The 17314-nt window shown below is 64.7% G+C and carries 22 protein-coding genes; all 22 read right to left on the bottom strand.

Features of this window, described 5'->3' with window-relative positions; genetic code table 11:
- Window positions 1–6 precede the first annotated feature (6 nt).
- The 22 genes from DEA8626_RS04215 to DEA8626_RS04115 all read right to left on the bottom strand — a co-directional run bounded on the left by DEA8626_RS04215 (window position 7) and on the right by DEA8626_RS04115 (window position 17267).
- Window positions 7–615, bottom strand: a complete 609-nt coding sequence (locus DEA8626_RS04215; RefSeq protein ID WP_108851796.1) for an NADH-quinone oxidoreductase subunit J — start codon at window positions 613–615, stop codon at window positions 7–9.
- The gene (locus DEA8626_RS04210) at window positions 612–1019 is read right to left on the bottom strand and encodes a carboxymuconolactone decarboxylase family protein (RefSeq protein WP_108851795.1); all 408 of its coding nucleotides are present in this window, start codon (window positions 1017–1019) and stop codon (window positions 612–614) included. Before DEA8626_RS04210 ends, DEA8626_RS04215 begins: the two co-directional genes overlap by 4 nt.
- On the bottom strand, window positions 1016–1510 hold the full coding sequence (gene nuoI / locus DEA8626_RS04205; RefSeq protein WP_108851794.1) for an NADH-quinone oxidoreductase subunit NuoI: 495 nt from the start codon (window positions 1508–1510) through the stop codon (window positions 1016–1018). Before nuoI ends, DEA8626_RS04210 begins: the two co-directional genes overlap by 4 nt.
- Window position 1511: 1 nt before the next feature.
- Complete coding sequence (nuoH, locus tag DEA8626_RS04200) at window positions 1512–2549, bottom strand: NADH-quinone oxidoreductase subunit NuoH (protein WP_108851793.1); 1038 nt, start codon at window positions 2547–2549, stop codon at window positions 1512–1514.
- Window positions 2550–2572: 23 nt separating this feature from the next.
- The gene (locus DEA8626_RS04195; RefSeq protein ID WP_108851792.1) at window positions 2573–2974 is read right to left on the bottom strand and encodes a YNQ4 family lipoprotein; all 402 of its coding nucleotides are present in this window, start codon (window positions 2972–2974) and stop codon (window positions 2573–2575) included.
- A 2-nt stretch (window positions 2975–2976) separates the two neighbouring features.
- Window positions 2977–4995 (bottom strand): NADH-quinone oxidoreductase subunit NuoG, encoded by a 2019-nt coding sequence (nuoG, locus tag DEA8626_RS04190; RefSeq protein ID WP_108851791.1) that lies wholly within the window; start codon window positions 4993–4995, stop codon window positions 2977–2979.
- Complete coding sequence (locus tag DEA8626_RS20980; protein WP_181366355.1) at window positions 4988–5158, bottom strand: hypothetical protein; 171 nt, start codon at window positions 5156–5158, stop codon at window positions 4988–4990. Before DEA8626_RS20980 ends, nuoG begins: the two co-directional genes overlap by 8 nt.
- Before the next feature lie 4 nt (window positions 5159–5162).
- The gene (locus DEA8626_RS04185) at window positions 5163–5666 is read right to left on the bottom strand and encodes a DUF3291 domain-containing protein (protein ID WP_108851790.1); all 504 of its coding nucleotides are present in this window, start codon (window positions 5664–5666) and stop codon (window positions 5163–5165) included.
- The gene (locus DEA8626_RS04180) at window positions 5663–6082 is read right to left on the bottom strand and encodes an MAPEG family protein (RefSeq protein WP_108851789.1); all 420 of its coding nucleotides are present in this window, start codon (window positions 6080–6082) and stop codon (window positions 5663–5665) included. Before DEA8626_RS04180 ends, DEA8626_RS04185 begins: the two co-directional genes overlap by 4 nt.
- 34 nt (window positions 6083–6116) lie before the next feature.
- Entirely contained in the window at window positions 6117–7412 is a 1296-nt protein-coding gene (nuoF, locus tag DEA8626_RS04175; RefSeq protein ID WP_108851788.1) for an NADH-quinone oxidoreductase subunit NuoF, read from the bottom strand.
- Window positions 7413–7414: 2 nt separating this feature from the next.
- Entirely contained in the window at window positions 7415–7651 is a 237-nt protein-coding gene (locus tag DEA8626_RS04170) for a DUF5337 domain-containing protein (protein WP_438502427.1), read from the bottom strand.
- On the bottom strand, window positions 7652–8344 hold the full coding sequence (locus DEA8626_RS04165) for a helix-hairpin-helix domain-containing protein (protein ID WP_108851786.1): 693 nt from the start codon (window positions 8342–8344) through the stop codon (window positions 7652–7654). It lies immediately after the preceding gene.
- Between the two features lie 25 nt (window positions 8345–8369).
- Window positions 8370–9506, bottom strand: a complete 1137-nt coding sequence (gene nuoE / locus DEA8626_RS04160) for an NADH-quinone oxidoreductase subunit NuoE (RefSeq protein WP_108851785.1) — start codon at window positions 9504–9506, stop codon at window positions 8370–8372.
- 127 nt (window positions 9507–9633) lie between these two features.
- Window positions 9634–10878, bottom strand: coding sequence for an NADH-quinone oxidoreductase subunit D (locus tag DEA8626_RS04155; protein ID WP_108851784.1), 1245 nt, complete (start codon window positions 10876–10878; stop codon window positions 9634–9636).
- A complete protein-coding gene (locus DEA8626_RS04150) occupies window positions 10875–11309 on the bottom strand; it encodes a GFA family protein (RefSeq protein WP_108851783.1) in 435 nt (144 codons plus the stop codon). The genes DEA8626_RS04155 and DEA8626_RS04150 overlap by 4 nt, the downstream gene beginning before the upstream one ends.
- On the bottom strand, window positions 11306–11914 hold the full coding sequence (locus tag DEA8626_RS04145; RefSeq protein WP_108851782.1) for an NADH-quinone oxidoreductase subunit C: 609 nt from the start codon (window positions 11912–11914) through the stop codon (window positions 11306–11308). The genes DEA8626_RS04150 and DEA8626_RS04145 overlap by 4 nt, the downstream gene beginning before the upstream one ends.
- Window positions 11915–11925: 11 nt before the next feature.
- Complete coding sequence (locus tag DEA8626_RS04140) at window positions 11926–12459, bottom strand: NuoB/complex I 20 kDa subunit family protein (protein WP_181366354.1); 534 nt, start codon at window positions 12457–12459, stop codon at window positions 11926–11928.
- Window positions 12450–12815 (bottom strand): NADH-quinone oxidoreductase subunit A, encoded by a 366-nt coding sequence (locus DEA8626_RS04135; protein ID WP_108851781.1) that lies wholly within the window; start codon window positions 12813–12815, stop codon window positions 12450–12452. Before DEA8626_RS04135 ends, DEA8626_RS04140 begins: the two co-directional genes overlap by 10 nt.
- A 204-nt stretch (window positions 12816–13019) precedes the next feature.
- Window positions 13020–13802: a crotonase/enoyl-CoA hydratase family protein gene (locus DEA8626_RS04130; RefSeq protein ID WP_108851780.1), complete on the bottom strand. Its 783-nt coding sequence runs from the start codon at window positions 13800–13802 to the stop codon at window positions 13020–13022.
- A 33-nt stretch (window positions 13803–13835) separates the two neighbouring features.
- Window positions 13836–14687, bottom strand: a complete 852-nt coding sequence (locus DEA8626_RS04125; protein ID WP_108851779.1) for a hydroxymethylglutaryl-CoA lyase — start codon at window positions 14685–14687, stop codon at window positions 13836–13838.
- Window positions 14680–15339 carry a glutathione S-transferase family protein gene (locus tag DEA8626_RS04120; protein WP_108851778.1) on the bottom strand — a complete coding sequence of 220 codons (660 nt, stop codon included), beginning with the start codon at window positions 15337–15339 and terminating at the stop codon, window positions 14680–14682. The genes DEA8626_RS04125 and DEA8626_RS04120 overlap by 8 nt, the downstream gene beginning before the upstream one ends.
- Entirely contained in the window at window positions 15336–17267 is a 1932-nt protein-coding gene (locus DEA8626_RS04115) for an acetyl-CoA carboxylase biotin carboxylase subunit (RefSeq protein ID WP_108851777.1), read from the bottom strand. The genes DEA8626_RS04120 and DEA8626_RS04115 overlap by 4 nt, the downstream gene beginning before the upstream one ends.
- Between the last annotated feature and the right edge of the window lie 47 nt (window positions 17268–17314).

Raw genomic sequence — 17314 nt, 5'->3', positions numbered from 1 at the left:
CCGCGCCTAGAGCCCCTGCCCCGGCTTCACATCCTTGAGCTCCATCGCCTTCGCGGGATCGCGCCACATCTGCTGAAGCACGTCCTGGCGCTTGATGTCCCTGCGGTGGCGAAGCGTCAGCACGATCGCCCCGACCATCGCCACAAGAAGGATCAGCCCAGCGAGCTGGAAGAGAAGGATGTACTTGTCGTAAAGCAGCATTCCTAGCGCGGCGGTGTTGTGTAGATTCTCGGGCGTTGCCGCCGCGCGCAACGCGTTTGCCGTCTCGGCCGTTTCCCACGTGCCCAGCGCAATGCCGAGCTGCATCAGGATCACCACGCCGATCAGAAGTCCCAAGGGCATGTAGCGCGCCATCTCGCCCTTCAGCTCCGCAAAATCGACGTCGAGCATCATGACGACGAAGAGGAAGAGGACCGCCACCGCGCCGACATAGACGATGATCAGAAGCATCGCGACGAACTCCGCGCCCAGAAGCACGAAGAGCCCCGCCGAGGACAGGAAGGCGAGGATCAGCCACAGGACTGAATGGACCGGGTTTCTGGACAGAACCACCATCAGCCCTGCCGCCACCGCCGTCAGCGCGAAGAGGTAGAAGGCGAACACCATGACACTCATGCGTCATCTCCCGTATCGTCGAAAACCCGCTGCGCAATCTCCAGCGCCCGGGTCATGGCGGGCACCCCGCCGAACATGCTCATCTGGTAGATCACTTCCGCGATCTCGCGCTTGGTCGCCCCGGCCTCGAGCGCATGGCGGATCGTCAGCTTCATCTGCGGCTCAGCCTGCGCGCCGAGGACCGTGAGCGCCGCCACCGTGACGAGAAGCCGGGTCCGGGCGTCGAGCCCCTCGCGGTTGAAGGTGCGGCCGAACCACATCTCCATCATGTCCTTCGTCATGGTGGGGAACATCTTGTCGAGATCGGCGGCCTTGAAATTCTCCAAGGCAGGATTGATGGCGCGGGCCATTTCCTGGCCCTGCTCCATCATCTGCGAGAGGAGTTTCTGGAAGGCGTCGTTCATCTGTAGGGCGCATCCAGTTCGAGGTTGCGGGCGATCTCGGCCTCCCACCGGTCGCCATTCTCCAGTAGCTTCGCCTTGTCGTAAAATAGCTCCTCGCGCGTTTCCGTCGCGAATTCGAAGTTCGGCCCCTCGACGATGGCATCGACCGGACAGGCCTCCTGGCAGAAGCCGCAATAGATGCATTTCGTCATGTCGATGTCGTAGCGCGTGGTGCGGCGGCTGCCGTCCTCGCGCGGCTCCGCGTCGATGGTGATCGCCTGCGCCGGGCAGATCGCTTCGCAGAGCTTGCAAGCGATGCAGCGCTCCTCGCCGTTAGGATAGCGCCGCAGCGCGTGCTCGCCACGGAAGCGGGGCGACAGCGGCCCCTTCTCGTGCGGGTAGTTCAACGTGGCCTTCGGGGCGAAGAAATACTTCATCCCCAGCCCGAAGCCCTTGATGAAATCGACGAGCAGGAAGTACTTGGCGGCGCGATTGTAGTCGATATTTGCCATGTCAGCCCCCAATCGCCCAGCGCGCCCAGAAACCGCCGAGCACTTCGAATTTCGCGAGGAACGAGACGATCACGACCCATGCGATGGAGAGTGGCAGGAACACCTTCCAGCCGATCCGCATGAGCTGGTCGTAGCGGTAGCGCGGGACGATCGCCTTCACCATCGCGAACATGAAGAAGAACACCCACATCTTGGCGACCATCCACCACCAGCCGTCCGGCAGGAACGGGATGGGCGAAAGCCAGCCGCCGAAGAAGAGAAGCGAGATCAGCGCGCACATCAGGAAGATCGCGATGTACTCGCCGGCCATGAACAGCAGGTATGGCGTGGAAGAGTATTCGACCATGAAGCCCGCGACCAGTTCCGATTCCGCTTCCGGCAGGTCGAAGGGCGGGCGGTTGGTCTCGGCAAGCGCCGAGATGAAGAACAGCACCACCATGGGCAGATGCGGCAGCCAGTACCAGTTGAAAAGCCCGAAATCGCCGTCCTGCGCGGCGACGATGGACGAGAAATTCATGCTTCCCGTCGAGATGATCACGCCGATGATGATCAGCCCCAGCGACACCTCGTAAGAGATCATCTGCGCGGCCGATCTGAGGCTGCCCAGAAACGGATATTTCGAGTTCGACGCCCAGCCGCCCATGATCACACCGTAAACCTCGAGTGAGGAGATGGCGAAGACGAAGAGGATAGCCACGTTGATGTCGGCCAGAACCCAGCCCGGATGGAACGGAATGACCGCCCAAGCGAGGATGGCGAGCACAAACGACAGCATCGGCGCGAGGAAGAAGACGAACTTGTCGGACCCGGCGGGGACAACGATCTCCTTCACCACGTATTTCAGCGCGTCAGCCACCGACTGCAGAAGGCCGAACGCGCCGACGACGTTCGGCCCCCGGCGCATCTGCACTGCCGCCCAGATCTTCCGGTCGCCATAGACGAGAAAGAGAAGCGACAGCATCACGAAGGCGATGATGCCGAGACCCTGCACGAGGATCAGAAGGAACGTGCCTAGTGGTGTCGTCAGAAACTCTGCCATGTGTTACCTCGAGAGCCCCTTCCTCAGACCGTCGGTATGCCGCGTTCGGCGCAATCGGCAACCGCCACTTCCGCGTCGATGGTCTTCAGACCCCGGGGCAGCGTCGGCGAGATGGTGTAAACAGCATCCGCGATCCAAACGCCACCCTCTTGACGCACATATGTGCGCACCTTGCGCGCGAATCCCTGCTTCTTTTCCAGCGCGTAGCCCGCGACCACACACTCGACATAGGCGTCCATGTCCTCGGCCTCGCGCCCGCCCTCCATGGTCACGATGAACCCGTGAAGATCCCCGCCCATCGCCGCGGCGTTCGAGCCAATGTAGACCGGCTCGGCCGGCGCCTCGGGCGCCGGCGTCTCGGCGCAGGCCGAAAGCCCCGCCGAAAGACCCGCCAGAAGCGCGAGAAGGGGGACAGGACGCGTCATCGTCACTCCGCCGCCATGGGTTTGTCAGCTCGCGCCCTCGCCGTCGCCGACAGCTCCGCCATGAGCTGGGACGCCCGCGCGATCGGGTTCGTCAGGTAGAAATCCTTGACCACGTTCACGAAATCGGCCTTGCCGGGTGCCTCGACCGGCAGAGCCCGCCATTCGTTCTCGGCCACCTCGTCGATCTCGCCCAGATGCGGATGCGCCTGAACCAGCGCCTGCCTGAGCTGCGCCAGCGAATCCCACGGCTGGGTCGCACCAAGCTCGGCCGAGAGGGCCCTCAGGATCGCCCAGTTCTCCTTCGCGTCACCCGGTGCGAAACCGGCGCGCAGGGCGAGCTGCGGCCGGCCCTCGGTATTGACAAACAGCCCGCCCTCCTCGGTGTAGGCCGCGCACGGCAGGATGATGTCGGCCCGGTGCGCGCCCCGGTCGCCGTGGCTACCCTGGTAGATCACAGTGGGTCCCGCCGCGAGGTCCACCTCATCGGCGCCGAGATTGTAGATCACTTCCGCGCCGTCGAGCGCTACCTCAAGGCCGCCCTCGGTCACTGCGCCGACATCCATCGCGCCGACGCGGCCCGCGGCGGTGTGCAGCACGAGGAACTTCGACTGCGTCATCTCGGCGAACTTCATCGCATGTGCCAGAACCGCCTTGCCATCGGCCTCGCTGATCGCCCCCTGACCGACGATCACCAACGTCTCCTTGCCCAGCGCATCTTCGTGCGGCTTCGAGGTCAGGCCCGTCAGAGCTGCGCGATCCGCACCGATGTGGAAATAGTCGTATGTCAGATCGACGGCCGGTCCGACCACGCCGATCTTGGCGCCATTGATCCAGGCATGGCGGATCCGCGAGTTCAGAACCGGCGCCTCCACCCTGGGGTTGGTTCCGATCAGCATGATCGCCTTCGCGCTGTCGATATCCTCGATCCGCGCGGTGCCCACATAGGCCGAGCGGTTGCCCGTCGGCAGCTTCGCGCCGTCGGTCCGGCACTCGACCGAGCCGCCCTGCCCCTCGATCAGCTGCTTGAGGCTGAAGGCCGCTTCAACCGGCACGAGATCACCGACCAGCCCCGCCACCTTCCGGCCCTTCATCGCGGCCGCGGCGGCACTTAGCGCCTCGCCCCAGGACGCACTGCGAAGCTTCCCGTTCACGCGGATGTAAGGCACGTCCAGACGCTGGCGGCGCAGCCCGTCCCAGACGAAGCGGGTCTTGTCGGAAATCCACTCTTCGTTCACGCCGTCATGGTTGCGGGGCAGAATGCGCATCACTTCGCGCCCCTTCGTGTCCACGCGGATGCTGGATCCCAGCGCATCCATCACGTCGATGGTCTCGGTCTTCGTCAGCTCCCACGGCCGTGCCGTGAACGCGTAGGGCTTGGAGACGAGCGCGCCGACTGGGCAAAGGTCGATGATGTTGCCCTGCAGATTAGAATCGAGCGTCGTGTTCAGGTAGGACGTGATCTCGGCGTCCTCGCCCCGGCCCGTCTGGCCCATCTGGGTGATGCCCGCGACCTCGGTCGTAAAGCGCACGCAGCGCGTGCACGAGATACAGCGCGTCATATGGGTCTCGACCAGCGGCCCGAGGTTCAGGTCTTCCGTGGCACGCTTCGGCTCGCGGTAGCGCGAAAAGTCGACGCCATAGGCGACGGCCTGGTCCTGAAGGTCGCATTCCCCGCCCTGATCACAGATCGGACAGTCGAGCGGGTGGTTGATGAGGAGGAACTCCATCACCCCTTCGCGGGCCTTCTTGACCATGGGTGAGTTGGTCTTGACGACCGGCGGCTGACCCTCCGGCCCCGGGCGCAGGTCCTTCACCTGCATCGCGCAGGAAGCGGCGGGCTTCGGCGGGCCACCGACGACCTCGACGAGGCACATCCGGCAGTTCCCCGCGATCGACAGCCGTTCGTGATAGCAGAACCGCGGAATTTCCACGCCCGCCTCTTCGCACGCCTGGATCAGCGTCATCGACGGATCGACCTCGACCTCGATGTCGTCGATGATGATTTTGCGCAGGTCAGACATGGGTCGCTTCCTTCTGACGGAACCGCGCGACGAGCGCGGTGGCCCAGCCGGTCAGGCCCGGTGCCGGTTCCGTGTTTTCTTCATCTTTCCGCTCACAGACGCCTTTCAGCCGGGCATCCAGCTCTTGCGTCAGGAATTTCGGATCGAGATTGCCGTAGCACATCGCCCTACTCCGCCGCTTCCTGTGCGCAGATCCGGCTCTGCCAGTTCTGCGCGTCCTTCAGGTATGACCAGCCGAACGCATGGTCGCTGTCACCCTCGACCTTCAGGCGATCGAGCCGGGCAAGGCCTTCCTCCAGCGTCGGCTGGTGGCCTTTCGGCACCCACCACATGACGAAATGCATTGCACCCAGCACCTGGAACCATTCGCGCCGGCGGTCGTAGAACTGCCGATGCACCGTGTTCCAGACGAAGTTCCCGAGGCTATCTGCGTCTTTCCAGACGGTCAGGTTCGCCACGAACTGAGGATCGTCACCGACATGGTTCTCGGTATTGCCCAGCCCCGGCTCGCCCGAGCCTTCCATCATCCAGACGAAGCCCGGCATCCGCTTGCCGAGGCCATTCACCCGGTCGAGCGCGCCCATGAATTCCGCCACGCGCGGATCGTCCGTTGGGGCGATCAGCCGGCCGACATTCAGTTCGGCAAGGTGATGTCCGTTGCGTTCGTTCAAAACGCCGCTCCTATCGCCATAAGCGCCAGAAGCAGCATCATCAGCCAGCCGAAGACATAGAGCATCGTGCGCGGTCCCGGCTCCTTGCCGACTCCGTAGCCCTGGATGTGGACGAAGACCATGATCAGTCGGCTGAGGACCGCGAGCGAGGCGAAAAGATTCACCCAGAAAGGTGCCGCCCCCGCGAGGATCGCCGCTGCGATGACGGCGGCGAAGGCGCCGAGCGACTCGGCGGCGTTCTGGTAGGCCCGGCAGATGCGGAAATCGCGGTTGGCGTAGTCCTCCTTCGGGAGCGCCCCCGCCGCGACCCCGGCCCGGTTCCGCGCGACCCCGGCCATCGGGCTCAGTCCAAGTGTGATGAGTGCGAAAAGCGCCAGCGAGACGATGGCGCGCGAATACTCGGCGAAGACTTCCATGATACGTCCTCCTCTTCCATCGAAGCGAAGCGGCCTATTCGGCCGCAATCGCGCCTCTGCGACCTGTTCTCTGGGCCTTGATCCGGTCCTCGATCTCCCCGCGGAAATGCCGGATGAGGCCCTGGATCGGCCAGGCCGCAGCATCTCCAAGCGCGCAGATCGTGTGGCCCTCGACCTGCTTCGTGACGTCGAAGAGCAGGTCGATTTCCTCGACTTCGGCCTCGCCACGGACAAGCCGGTCCATGACCCGCATCATCCATCCAGTGCCCTCGCGGCAGGGCGTGCACTGGCCGCAGCTTTCGTGCTTATAGAACTTCGACAGCCGCCAGATCGCCTTGATGATATCGGTCGACTGATCCATCACGATGACGGCGGCGGTACCGAGGCCCGATTTTTGTTCGCGCAGCCAGTCGAAATCCATGATCGCATCGTCGCAGACGCTGCCCGGCAGGCAGGGCACGGACGACCCTCCCGGGATCACAGCCTTGAGATTGTCCCAGCCGCCCCTCACGCCGCCGCAATGCTTGTCCAGGAGCTCGCGGAGCGAAATCGACATCTCCTCCTCGACCACGCACGGGTTCTCGACATGCCCCGAGATCGCGAAGAGCTTGGTCCCGGTGTTGTTGGGCCGTCCGAACGAGGCAAACCAGTCTGCGCCACGGCGCAGTATCGTCGGCACGACGGCGATGGATTCCACGTTGTTGACCGTGGTCGGGCAGCCGTAAAGACCCGCGCCCGCTGGGAACGGCGGCTTCATGCGCGGCATGCCCTTCTTGCCCTCGAGGCTTTCGAGAAGCGCGGTTTCCTCGCCGCAGATATAGGCACCCGCGCCGTGATGGACATAGAGGTCGAATTCGAAGCCCGATTTGCAGGCGTTCTTGCCGATCAGCCCCGCCTCATATGCCTCGTCGATCGCCGCCTGAAGCGCCTCGCGCTCTCGGATGTATTCCCCGCGGATGTAGATGTAGCAGGCGTTCGCGCCCATCGCGAACGACGCGATCAGGCAGCCCTCGATCAGCGTATGCGGATCGTGGCGCATGATCTCGCGGTCCTTGCAGGTGCCGGGTTCGGATTCGTCGGCGTTCACGACTAGGTAGGAAGGCCGGCCGTCCGACTGCTTCGGCATGAAGGACCATTTGAGACCTGTCGGGAAGCCCGCCCCGCCCCGGCCGCGCAGGCCTGACGCCTTCATCTCATTGACGATCGCCTCGCGGCCACGCGCCAGTATCTCCTTAGTGCCGTTCCAGTGGCCGCGCTTCTTGGCGCCGGCGAGCGACCGGTCGTGCATCCCGTAGAGATTGGTGAAGATCCTGTCTTGATCCTTCAGCATCGTCAGTCCTCATTCCCCTGGCGCCTTTGCCGCTGCCAGATCCGCCAGGTTACGACCAGCGCCCAGATGAACGCAGCCAGTGCGGCGAGGTCGACAAGAAAGGCGTAGGACGCGTCCCAGCCTGCCCGCCGACCCAGCCATTGCGCGCCGAGCCACAGGAGCATAGTCACGGCGATCACAATCGCCACGAGCCGCGCCTCTCGCGCAAGCATCAGCTCCCTGTTCCGTGGTCCGGTCACTCAGTCCCCTCCGTAAACCCCGCCCTGGGCGAGTTGCTTGGCCTGCTTCACCCAGCCGTCGCGGGTAACGCGGCCCTTAAAACCCTCCAGCTTCTCGTCCACGAAGGCGATGTCCTTGGCCTTCCACGAAGCGATCTGGTCGAAATGCCAGACCCCGATCTCGTTCAGAAGCTTCTCGAGCTTCGGTCCGATGCCCTTGATCCGCTTCAGGTCGTCCGCCTTGCCACTGCGAGGGGCCGACAGCATCTCAGGCGCTCCGTTCCCGCCTGTGGTCTTCGACTTGGCGAGCGCCGCTCCGAGGCCGCCGGCAGAGTCTGTCGTCGTGGGTTGGTCTGCTACCCTGACCGGCGCTGTCGCAGTCTCCCGCGCCACTTCCGGCTCCGGGGCCGCCGCCGGTTCGGGCGCGTTCGCGGGGGCCGCGGGGACTGGCCGGGCCGCAGCGCTCGGCGCGGAGGTCCCGGACGCGGCCGAAGCCGAAGTCGTCGCAGCGCTGTCCGCGCCCGCCTCCATACCCGTGCAGAAGGCCCAGACTAGGAAGAACCCAAGCGCCGCAAACAGGATGAGGCCGATGATGAGCGAGGTGAAGAAGCCAAAAGTGCCCACCAGCCACAGCATGAGCAGCGTCAGAATCCCACCCCCCGCCGCGATCAGCCAGCAGTTGCGGCGGCACTCCGCATCTCTTGTGTCAGACATCCCTCTTACTCCCAGTTGACTTCACTCAGTAGACGTCACCTTTCTTCGCGCGCTGCGAGAACTCTGTCTGCCCGCCTTCGGCAAGAACCTTCGCCTGGTCGACCCAGCGGTCCCGGCTCGCGCGGCCCTTGAAGCCTTCAAGATTGTCGTCGACCCAGGCGAGTTCGGCGGCGCTCAGGCCGGCGATCTGGTCGAAATGGAAGAAGCCGAGGCTGTTGAGAAGCCGTTCGAGCTTCGGCCCAACGCCCTTGATCAGCTTGAGGTCGTCCGCCCGCCCCTCGCGCGGCTCGGACAGCGCGCGCGGCTTCGTCGGCGCGGCGGCCGGCTCCGTCGCCGGAGCCCCGGTGGCCTGCGCACGCGCTTCCTGAACGGTGTTTCCGGTCGCGTCGACGGGCTTGCCCTCGGCGGGCTTCGGCTCCCTCGCGCGGCCATTCGCCGGGGTCGCTGGGGCGGGCTTGCCGAGCCACGGCGTCAGGACGGGCGTCTCGGTGCCGTCGATCCGCTTGACGGTGTCCTTCAGGTCAACGGCGAGCGCGACCGAGGCATTGTGCTTCGGGCGGCCGCCTTCATACTCCTTGAGGCTGGTCAGCCCGTTCAGCGGCTCGCAGGCATAACGCCCGTTCTGCGGACCGGGCACGGGCACCTGGCCAGCGGCGAATTCGTCGAGGATCTTGGCGAAGCTTTCCGCCGTCAGGTCCTCGTAATAATCTTTGCCGATCTGGACCATAGGCGCGTTGGCGCAGGCGCCGAGGCATTCGACCTCTTCCCAGCTGAACTTGCCGTCGGCGCTGAGTTCGTGCGGGTGAGCCGCGATCTTTTCCTTGCACACCGCGACCAGATCCTCGGCCCCGCAGATCATGCAGGACGTCGTACCGCAGACCTGGATATGGGCAATGGATCCAACGGGTTGCAGCTGGAACATGAAGTAAAAGGTCGCGACCTCAAGCGCCCGGATATGCGGAAGCCCCAGCATGTCAGCGACGTGTTCGATCGCGGGCCGCGAAAGCCAGCCCTCCTGCTCCTGAGCGCGCCAGAGAAGCGGGATGATGGCGCTGGCCTGCCGCCCCTCGGGATATTTCGTCATCTGCGCCTTCGCCCAATCGAGGTTGGCGGGCGTGAATTCGAACGCGGCGGGCTGGTCGTGATGGAGGCGGCGGAGCATCAGTGCATCCCCAAAGCTTCGGTACCGGCCATGTAGGCGGAGAACAAGAGAAGCGGCACTGGGTTAAACCCGGTACCAGCGAGTGAAGTAGCGACCAGAAGGCCCGGAATGCCGATGTTAATTAGCACTAACGGTCCACCTCCCCGAACACGATGTCCATCGTGCCGATGATCGCCGCGACGTCGGCCAGAAGGTGGCCCGTGGCCATCCAGTCGATCGACTGAAGGTGCAGGAAGCCCGGCGCGCGGAGTTTCGCGCGGTAGGGCCGGTTGGTGCCGTCGGCGACGAGGTAGACGCCGAACTCGCCCTTGGGCGCCTCGACGGCGGCATAGACCTCACCCGCCGGCACGTGGAAGCCCTCGGTATAGAGCTTGAAGTGATGGATCAGCGCCTCCATCGAGCGCTTCATCTCGGCCCTCGGCGGCGGCGTGAGCTTGCCGCGGGCGAGGATGTCGCCCTGCCCGTTCGGTTCGCGCAGCTTCGCGATGGCCTGATGGATGATCTTCGTCGACTCGCGCATCTCGGCCATGCGGCAGAGGTAGCGGTCGTAGCAGTCGCCGTTCTTGCCGACGGGGATCTTGAACTCGAACTCGTCGTAGCATTCGTAGGGCTGCGCGCGGCGCAAGTCCCACGCCATGCCCGAACCCCTGACCATCACGCCTGAATAGCCCCAGGCGAGCGCATCCTCCTCGGTCACGACGCCAATATCGGCATTGCGCTGCTTGAAGATGCGGTTCTCGGTCAGGAGCGTGTCAAGATCGTCCACGACCCTCGGGAAGGCGTCGGCCCAGGCGTCGATGTCGTCGAGAAGCTCCGGCGGCAGGTCCTGATGCACGCCGCCGGGGCGGAAATAGGCGGCGTGGAGACGCGCCCCGCAGGCGCGCTCATAGAAGACCATCAGCTTCTCGCGCTCCTCGAAGCCCCAGAGGGGCGGGGTCAGCGCGCCGACGTCCAAGGCCTGCGTGGTGACATTGAGGAGGTGGTTCAGGATGCGCCCGATCTCAGAATACAGGACCCGGATCAGCTGCGCCCGGCGCGGAACCTTCACCCCGGTCAGCTTCTCGATCGCGAGGCACCAGGCATGTTCCTGGTTCATCGGCGCGACATAGTCGAGCCGGTCGAGATACGGCAGGTTCTGAAGGTATGTGCGGCTTTCCATCAGCTTCTCGGTGCCGCGATGAAGCAGACCGATATGCGGGTCGCAACGCTCCACCACCTCGCCGTCCAGCTCAAGTACCAAGCGTAAAACGCCATGTGCAGCAGGGTGTTGAGGGCCGAAGTTGATGTTAAAGTTGCGGATCTGCTGTTCGCCGGTCAATGCGTCGCGCGAGCCGTCGTCATAGGTATTCTTGCGAATGTTCGCGTCCTTCATTGCCCGCCCTCCGATTTCGACGCGAACATCGCGAAGACCTCCGCCTCGGTCATCGCGCGTGCCACGTCGGCCAGCGCGTAGCTGTTGGGCTTGCGGTCTATGAAGATCTCCGAATCCACCACGAACCGACCCGGATCCTCGAATGTCTGGATCGAGACGTGCTGGTTCCTGCCGTCCTGCGTCTGCCAGACGAGCGAGGAGCCGCATTCGCGGCAGAAGAGCCGCTCGCCCCAGCTGCTGCCCTTGTAGGCGACGACCGGAGCGCCCTTCGCGAACTCAACCGACTCGCCGCAATCAACCGCAAGGTAAATGCCGCCCGACCACCTACGGCACATGCCACAATGGCACGCGCCCGCGCTCTTGCCGACGGGCGCTGCCGTAAAGGCGCAGGCCCCGCAAAGACAGGTACCGCTCAGGGCTGCATTGCTCATCCCTTGGCCCCTTCCTTCTCATCACCCGGCAGGATGTATTCCGCACCTTCCCAAGGCGACATGAAGTCGAAGAGCCGGTAGTCTTGTACAAGTTTCACCGGCTCGTAGACCACCCGCTTCAGCGCCTCGTCGTAGCGCACCTCAGTGTAGCCGGTGGTCGGGAAGTCCTTCCTGAGCGGATGGCCACGGAAGCCGTAGTCGGTCAGGATGCGGCGCAAGTCAGGATGGCCGGAGAAGACGATCCCAAACATATCGAAGACCTCACGCTCGAACCAGTTGGCCGAGGGGTGGATGCCTATGATCGAAGGCACCATATCCTCCTCGCGGACGGCAACCTTCACACGGACCCGCGCGTTCTGATACATGGACAGGAAGTGGTAGACGACATCGAACCGCGCCGGCCGTTCGGGATGGTCGACGCCTGTGATGTCGACGAGCGTCGAGAACCGGCAGCTACGGTCGGAGCGGAGGAACTCAACGAAATCGACAAGCCCGGCAAGCGTCACCGAGACGTTGAGCTCGCCAAACGCGATCTCGGTCGCGACGACATCGTCGGGGCGCTTAAGTTCGATATGCGCTTCAAGTTCCTGAAGGGCTTCGGACATATGGGACCTCCTCAGCGAACCAGCGTGCCGGTGCGGCGGATGCGGCGCTGCAATTGCAGGATGCCGTAAAGAAGCGCCTCGGCCGTCGGCGGGCAGCCGGGAACGTAGATGTCCACTGGTACGATCCGGTCGCAGCCCCTGACCACCGAATAGCTGTAGTGATAATAGCCGCCTCCGTTGGCGCAGGAACCCATCGAGATCACGTAGCGCGGCTCGGGCATCTGATCGTAGACCTTGCGGAGCGCCGGGGCCATCTTGTTCGTGAGCGTGCCCGCGACGATCATCAGGTCGGACTGGCGGGGCGATGCACGCGGCGCGGTGCCGAAGCGTTCGAGGTCGTAGCGCGGCATCGAGGTGTGCATCATCTCGACCGCGCAGCAGGCCAGCCCGAAGGTCATCCAGTGCAAGCTGCCGTTCCGCGCCCAGTTGATGATGTCCTCGGTCGTCGTCAGCAGGAAGCCTTTGTCCTGCAGCTCGCGGTTCAGAGTCTGGGTCGCGACCTCGCGGTCGGCGCCGGCCGTGTTGGCTCCGGTCATCACGCCCATTCCATCGCCCCCTTCTTCCATTCGTAGGCAAAGCCGATTGTCAGTACCGCGAGGAACACCATCATGGACCAGAACCCGACCAGGGAGATATCCTTAAACGCCACCGCCCAGGGGAAGAGGAAGGCCACTTCGAGGTCGAAGATGATGAAGAGGATCGACACGAGGTAGAACCGCACATCGAACTTCATCCGCGCGTCGTCGAAGGCATTGAAGCCGCATTCATAGGCCGAAACCTTCTCGGGATCGGGATTTCTCACGGCCAGAACCGCGGCGGCGAGGATCAGGACGAGGCCAAGGCCCACGGCCATGGCGAGAAAGATCAGGATGGGGAGATATTCTCTGAGCAGCTCGTCCACGGGTGGCTCCTTCCTCTCGCGCTTCGTTCAGCGCGTGACATGGCTCTGGCTCGTTTACTCCCCCGCCCTGACGGGGTCAACCAAAGGCGGCGTGCAATCTTCGACGGACCGAGCGGAAAATTCCTATGGACAGGGCAGTTACAACTAGCCGCAATGCAGCATTGCCCGAATGTTTCAAGCGCGCCGTGAAGCGCCACTTGATGGTCAGGTTTTCCACGCAGGCGCGCGCTTGTCGAAGAAGGCAGCGATTCCCTCCTCGGCTTCCGCGCTCTCCCAACGCTTGACGAGCGCTTCGATCGTCTCGGCTATGACCGCCTCGTCGATCCGGGGCCCGAGGCGGCGGGCAAGCGCCTTCGCATCGGCAACGGCCCCCGGTGCGCAGGCGAGATAGGGCGCGACTTCGGCCTCGACCGCCGCATCGAGATCCTCAGGCGCGACCGCGCGGGCGAGGAGGCCGAGGCTCACCGCCTCTTCGGCCCCAAACAGCCGGGCCGACATGAAGACACGCCGCGCCATCGCCTCGCCCATCCGCGCCACGACATAGGGCCCGATCGTCGCCGGAATGAGGCCGAGCTTCGTCTCCGTCAGACCGAAGCGCGCCTTGCCGGACCCGATCGCCACGTCGCAGACCGAAGCCATGCCGACGCCGCCGCCGAAAGCGTTGCCGTGGATGCGGCCGATCACTGGCTTCGGGCAGGTGTTAAGCGCGTTCAGCATCTGGGCGAGCTTCGTGGCCTCCCGCGCGCGCGTGGGCCCGTCCGCCGCCATCTGCTCGCGCATCCAGCCGAGATCGCCTCCGGCACAGAAGCTTTCACCCGCCCCGGCCAGCACGACGGCCCGCACCGTCGGGTCGCGGCCAAGCGTTCCGGCGGCCTCGGTGAGTTCGTCAATCATCCGCGCCGACAAAGCGTTGTGCTTATCCGGACGGTTCAGCGTGAGCCGTGCCACGCCGCGGTCGTCGCATTTCAGGTCGATTGTCTCGTACATCACCCCTCCGAGTTCGGTTTTCCGCGATATCCCTCAGCCCCGCATGGCGAGCGCCATCGCGCCGGCTTCGGCAAGGACTTCCGGATCGAGCCCAGTCTCGTAGCCGAGCGTCCTGAGCCGCGCCTCCACCTTCTCGGTCGCGACATTGCCCGCCGCGCCGGGCGCATAAGGGCAACCGCCAAGACCGCCAACCGCCGCGTCGAAGATCCGCAAGCCCCGCGCGAGCGACGTCTCAATGTTCTCGAGCGCCCGACCGCCCGTATCGTGGTAGTGTCCGGCGAGCTTGGCGGCTGTCAACTCCTCCAAAACCGCCGCCAGCATCGCATCGACCGTCTCCGGCCGTCCCTGACCGATCGTGTCGCCGAGGCTGATCTCGTGGCAACCCATGTCGCGCAACGCCGCGGCGACCCTTGCGACCGAACTCGGCGGCACCGGTCCATCGTAGGGGCAATCGGTCACGACCGAGACATAGCCCCGGACCGGAATCTGATCCGCCTTTGCCGCCTCAGCGACGGGCCGGAACCGTGCGAGGCTTTCGGCGATCGTGCAATTCAGGTTAGCCTTCGAAAACCCCTCCGACGCCGAGGCGAAGATCGCGACCTCGTCGGCGCGCGCCGCCTTCGCCGCTTCGTAGCCCTTCATGTTGGGCGTCAGCGCAGCGTAGCGGACGCCCTTGGCGCGGCTAATCCCGGCCAGAACCTCGGCGCTGTCGGCCATCTGCGGCACCCATTTCGGCGAGACGAAGCTCGCCACTTCGATCCGGCGGAATCCGGCGCGGCTCAGAATGTCCACGAGCGCGATCTTGTCGGCCGTCGGGATGATGCGCTTTTCGTTCTGCAACCCGTCGCGCGGACCCATCTCGACGATTTCGACCCGCTCAGCCATCCGCGACCTCGTAAAAGTCCTGCGCGTAGAATGTCTGCTTGCCATCGACCGCGCGCGCCGCCAGATACGCCGGCCGCGCCGCGATCCGGTCGACATAGCGGCAGAGGTTGGGGAATTTGTCGAACCGAACGAAGTAGGGCGCAGCCAGAAAATTGTAGCCTAGCATCGTATCGGCGCCAGAAAAGCCCGACGGCAACAGATAGTCCTGTTCCGCCAGCACCTTCTCCAGCGGCTTGAGCGTATTGGCGAGCCGCTTTGCCTCGATCCTCAAAAGCGTGGGCGAACGCATCGAGGGGTCGCGCAGGAACACCCATTGCAGGTTCAGGTTGGCGATCAGATGGGCCATCGTCTCGGCATAGTGCAGCCATTCGAGATAGGTGCTGCGCTCGGCATGGCCCGGCGAGCGGCCAAGCCCGTGTTCCGCCCTTGTCTCGCAGAGATATTCGGTGATCGCCCCGCTTTCGAACAGCACCTTTCCGTCGATCTCCAGCGCGGGCACGCGACCTGCGGGCGAGAGTTCCAGGTAGTCCGGCCGGCGCAGCGACCCGTCGGTGATGGAATAGCGCACCAGCTCGCAGTCGAGTCCCATCTCCTTCAAGAGCCACAGAACTCGGAACGAGCGTGAAAACGCAACATGGTGAAGCCGGATCATGCCGCCGCCTCCTCTTCCAGCCGCACGAGAGCGGCGCCCGCCTCGACTTGCGCGCCGGCCTCGACCAGCACTTCGGCCACCGTACCGTCGCGTGTGGCGGTCAGCGTGTGCTCCATCTTCATCGCCTCCAGAACGGCGAGACGGTCGCCCGCGCTGACGTGCTCGCCGGCCCTGACGTAGACCGCCTTCACGAGACCAGGCATGGGAGAGACGGTGACTCCGCTCGCCATGCCCGCGCTCTGGCGGGCCAGGGGGTCGATCAGCCCAAAATGATAGGCGCCTGGGCCGAAGATGCTGACGGTCGCGGGCGTCAGCACGATCCGCGCGCCCGAGGGCCGGTCGTTGACCCACCAGACGTCGTTCCTAAGAGCGCAGTCCGCTGTCTCATCGCCGATCGTGACCCGCGCACGGCCGGGCGCAAGCGCCTCGACCACGGCCCCCAGCCCGTCGAGTGTCACGGTTCGTCGCAGGGGCTGCCAGAGCGTGAATCCCGTCATCGCACCGCCGCCTTCGGCGAGCCCCGCCGCGCCGAGCGCGGCGAGCGCCCGGACTGCGAGGCTCGGCGCCGCAGCCTCGGTCAACGCCACGAGTTCGCGCGCGATGAGGCCGGTATCCACGTCGCCGGCTCGGAAGCCCTCGTGCCGGGCGAGTGCATTCAGGAAAGAGAGATTCGTCACTGACCCCGCGACCTCGGTTTCCTCAAGCGCGGCGGCAAGCTTTGAGAGCGCGATCGCCCGGGTCGGGCCGTGGACGATGATCTTGGCGATCATCGGATCGTACCACGGGCTGATCGTGTCGCCCGCGCGCACGCCGGTATCAGCCCGCGCGACTTCGGGGAAATGGAGATGTGTGAGCGTGCCCGTCGCGGGCAGGAAGCCCGCCGGCACATCCTCAGCATAGAGCCGCGCCTCGAAGGCGTGGCCGTTCAGGTGCAGGTCTTCCTGGCGCGAGGTCAGGGGTTCCCCGCTCGTCACCCGAAGCTGCCATTCGACGAGGTCCACCCCGGTGATCGCCTCGGTTACCGGATGTTCAACCTGAAGGCGGGTGTTCATTTCCATGAACCAGAACCGGTCGGGGCGGAGGCCTTCGGAGGCATCGACGATGAACTCGACCGTCCCGGCCCCCCTGTAGCCGATCGCCTCGGCCGCGCGAACGGCGGCCTGGCCCATCGCCGCCCGCATCTCCTCGGTCATGCCGGGCGCGGGGGCTTCCTCGATCACCTTCTGATGGCGGCGCTGGAGCGAACAGTCGCGCTCGAAGAGGTGCACCGCGCGCTTGCCGTCGCCGAAGACCTGCACCTCGATATGACGCGGCTTCTCGATATATTTCTCGATGAGGACGGCGGGGTTGCCGAAGGCGGTCTGCGCTTCGCCCCGCGCGCTGTCGAGCGCATTGGCGAACTCCTTCTCGCGCTCGACAAGCCGCATCCCCTTGCCGCCGCCGCCCGCCACGGCCTTGATCAGAACCGGATAGCCGATTGCCTCAGCCGCACCCGCGAGATGCTCGGGGTCCTGATTGTCCCCGTGATAGCCCGGCACGACCGGGACGCCCGCCTCCTCCATCAGCTTCTTGGCGGCGTCCTTCAGGCCCATTGCCCGGATCGCGGACGAGGATGGACCAATGAAGACCAGCCCCGCCTTCTCGACCGCATCGACGAAATCAGGATTCTCGGACAGAAAGCCATAGCCGGGGTGGATCGCCCGCGCCCCGGTGGCCTTGGCGGCGGCGATGATCGCGTCTCCCCTCAGATAGCTGTCCTTCGGCGCAGAGCCCCCGATATGGACCGCTTCGTCGGCCATCGCGACATGTCGCGCGGTGCGATCCGCATCGGAATAAACAGCGACTGTCGACACGCCGATCCTGCGGCAAGTGTCGATGACGCGACAGGCGATCTCGCCCCGGTTGGCGATCAGGATCTTCGAGAACATCTGTTCGTCCTTCTGGCAGAGCCGGGGGCTTCACACCCCTCGTGCGG

Source organism: Defluviimonas aquaemixtae (assembly GCF_900302475.1).
GTDB classification, from domain to species: domain Bacteria; phylum Pseudomonadota; class Alphaproteobacteria; order Rhodobacterales; family Rhodobacteraceae; genus Albidovulum; species Albidovulum aquaemixtae.
Note: the sequence above shows the minus strand (reverse complement) of the source record. Positions and strands in the feature narration are given on the sequence as shown.

Bases quoted from the DNA above. Each gene is read 5' to 3' on its own strand.
- DEA8626_RS04215 (WP_108851796.1), bottom strand. From the start codon at position 615: ATGAGTGTCATGGTGTTCGCCTTCTACCTCTTCGCGCTGACGGCGGTG.
- DEA8626_RS04210 (WP_108851795.1), bottom strand. From the start codon at position 1,019: ATGAACGACGCCTTCCAGAAACTCCTCTCGCAGATGATGGAGCAGGGC.
- nuoI (WP_108851794.1), bottom strand. From the start codon at position 1,510: ATGGCAAATATCGACTACAATCGCGCCGCCAAGTACTTCCTGCTCGTC.
- nuoH (WP_108851793.1), bottom strand. From the start codon at position 2,549: ATGGCAGAGTTTCTGACGACACCACTAGGCACGTTCCTTCTGATCCTC.
- DEA8626_RS04195 (WP_108851792.1), bottom strand. From the start codon at position 2,974: ATGACGCGTCCTGTCCCCCTTCTCGCGCTTCTGGCGGGTCTTTCGGCG.
- nuoG (WP_108851791.1), bottom strand. From the start codon at position 4,995: ATGTCTGACCTGCGCAAAATCATCATCGACGACATCGAGGTCGAGGTC.
- DEA8626_RS20980 (WP_181366355.1), bottom strand. From the start codon at position 5,158: ATGTGCTACGGCAATCTCGATCCGAAATTCCTGACGCAAGAGCTGGAT.
- DEA8626_RS04180 (WP_108851789.1), bottom strand. From the start codon at position 6,082: ATGGAAGTCTTCGCCGAGTATTCGCGCGCCATCGTCTCGCTGGCGCTT.
- nuoF (WP_108851788.1), bottom strand. From the start codon at position 7,412: ATGCTGAAGGATCAAGACAGGATCTTCACCAATCTCTACGGGATGCAC.
- DEA8626_RS04165 (WP_108851786.1), bottom strand. From the start codon at position 8,344: ATGTCTGACACAAGAGATGCGGAGTGCCGCCGCAACTGCTGGCTGATC.
- nuoE (WP_108851785.1), bottom strand. From the start codon at position 9,506: ATGCTCCGCCGCCTCCATCACGACCAGCCCGCCGCGTTCGAATTCACG.
- DEA8626_RS04155 (WP_108851784.1), bottom strand. From the start codon at position 10,878: ATGAAGGACGCGAACATTCGCAAGAATACCTATGACGACGGCTCGCGC.
- DEA8626_RS04150 (WP_108851783.1), bottom strand. From the start codon at position 11,309: ATGAGCAATGCAGCCCTGAGCGGTACCTGTCTTTGCGGGGCCTGCGCC.
- DEA8626_RS04145 (WP_108851782.1), bottom strand. From the start codon at position 11,914: ATGTCCGAAGCCCTTCAGGAACTTGAAGCGCATATCGAACTTAAGCGC.
- DEA8626_RS04140 (WP_181366354.1), bottom strand. From the start codon at position 12,459: ATGGGCGTGATGACCGGAGCCAACACGGCCGGCGCCGACCGCGAGGTC.
- DEA8626_RS04130 (WP_108851780.1), bottom strand. From the start codon at position 13,802: ATGTACGAGACAATCGACCTGAAATGCGACGACCGCGGCGTGGCACGG.
- DEA8626_RS04125 (WP_108851779.1), bottom strand. From the start codon at position 14,687: ATGGCTGAGCGGGTCGAAATCGTCGAGATGGGTCCGCGCGACGGGTTG.
- DEA8626_RS04120 (WP_108851778.1), bottom strand. From the start codon at position 15,339: ATGATCCGGCTTCACCATGTTGCGTTTTCACGCTCGTTCCGAGTTCTG.
- DEA8626_RS04115 (WP_108851777.1), bottom strand. From the start codon at position 17,267: ATGTTCTCGAAGATCCTGATCGCCAACCGGGGCGAGATCGCCTGTCGC.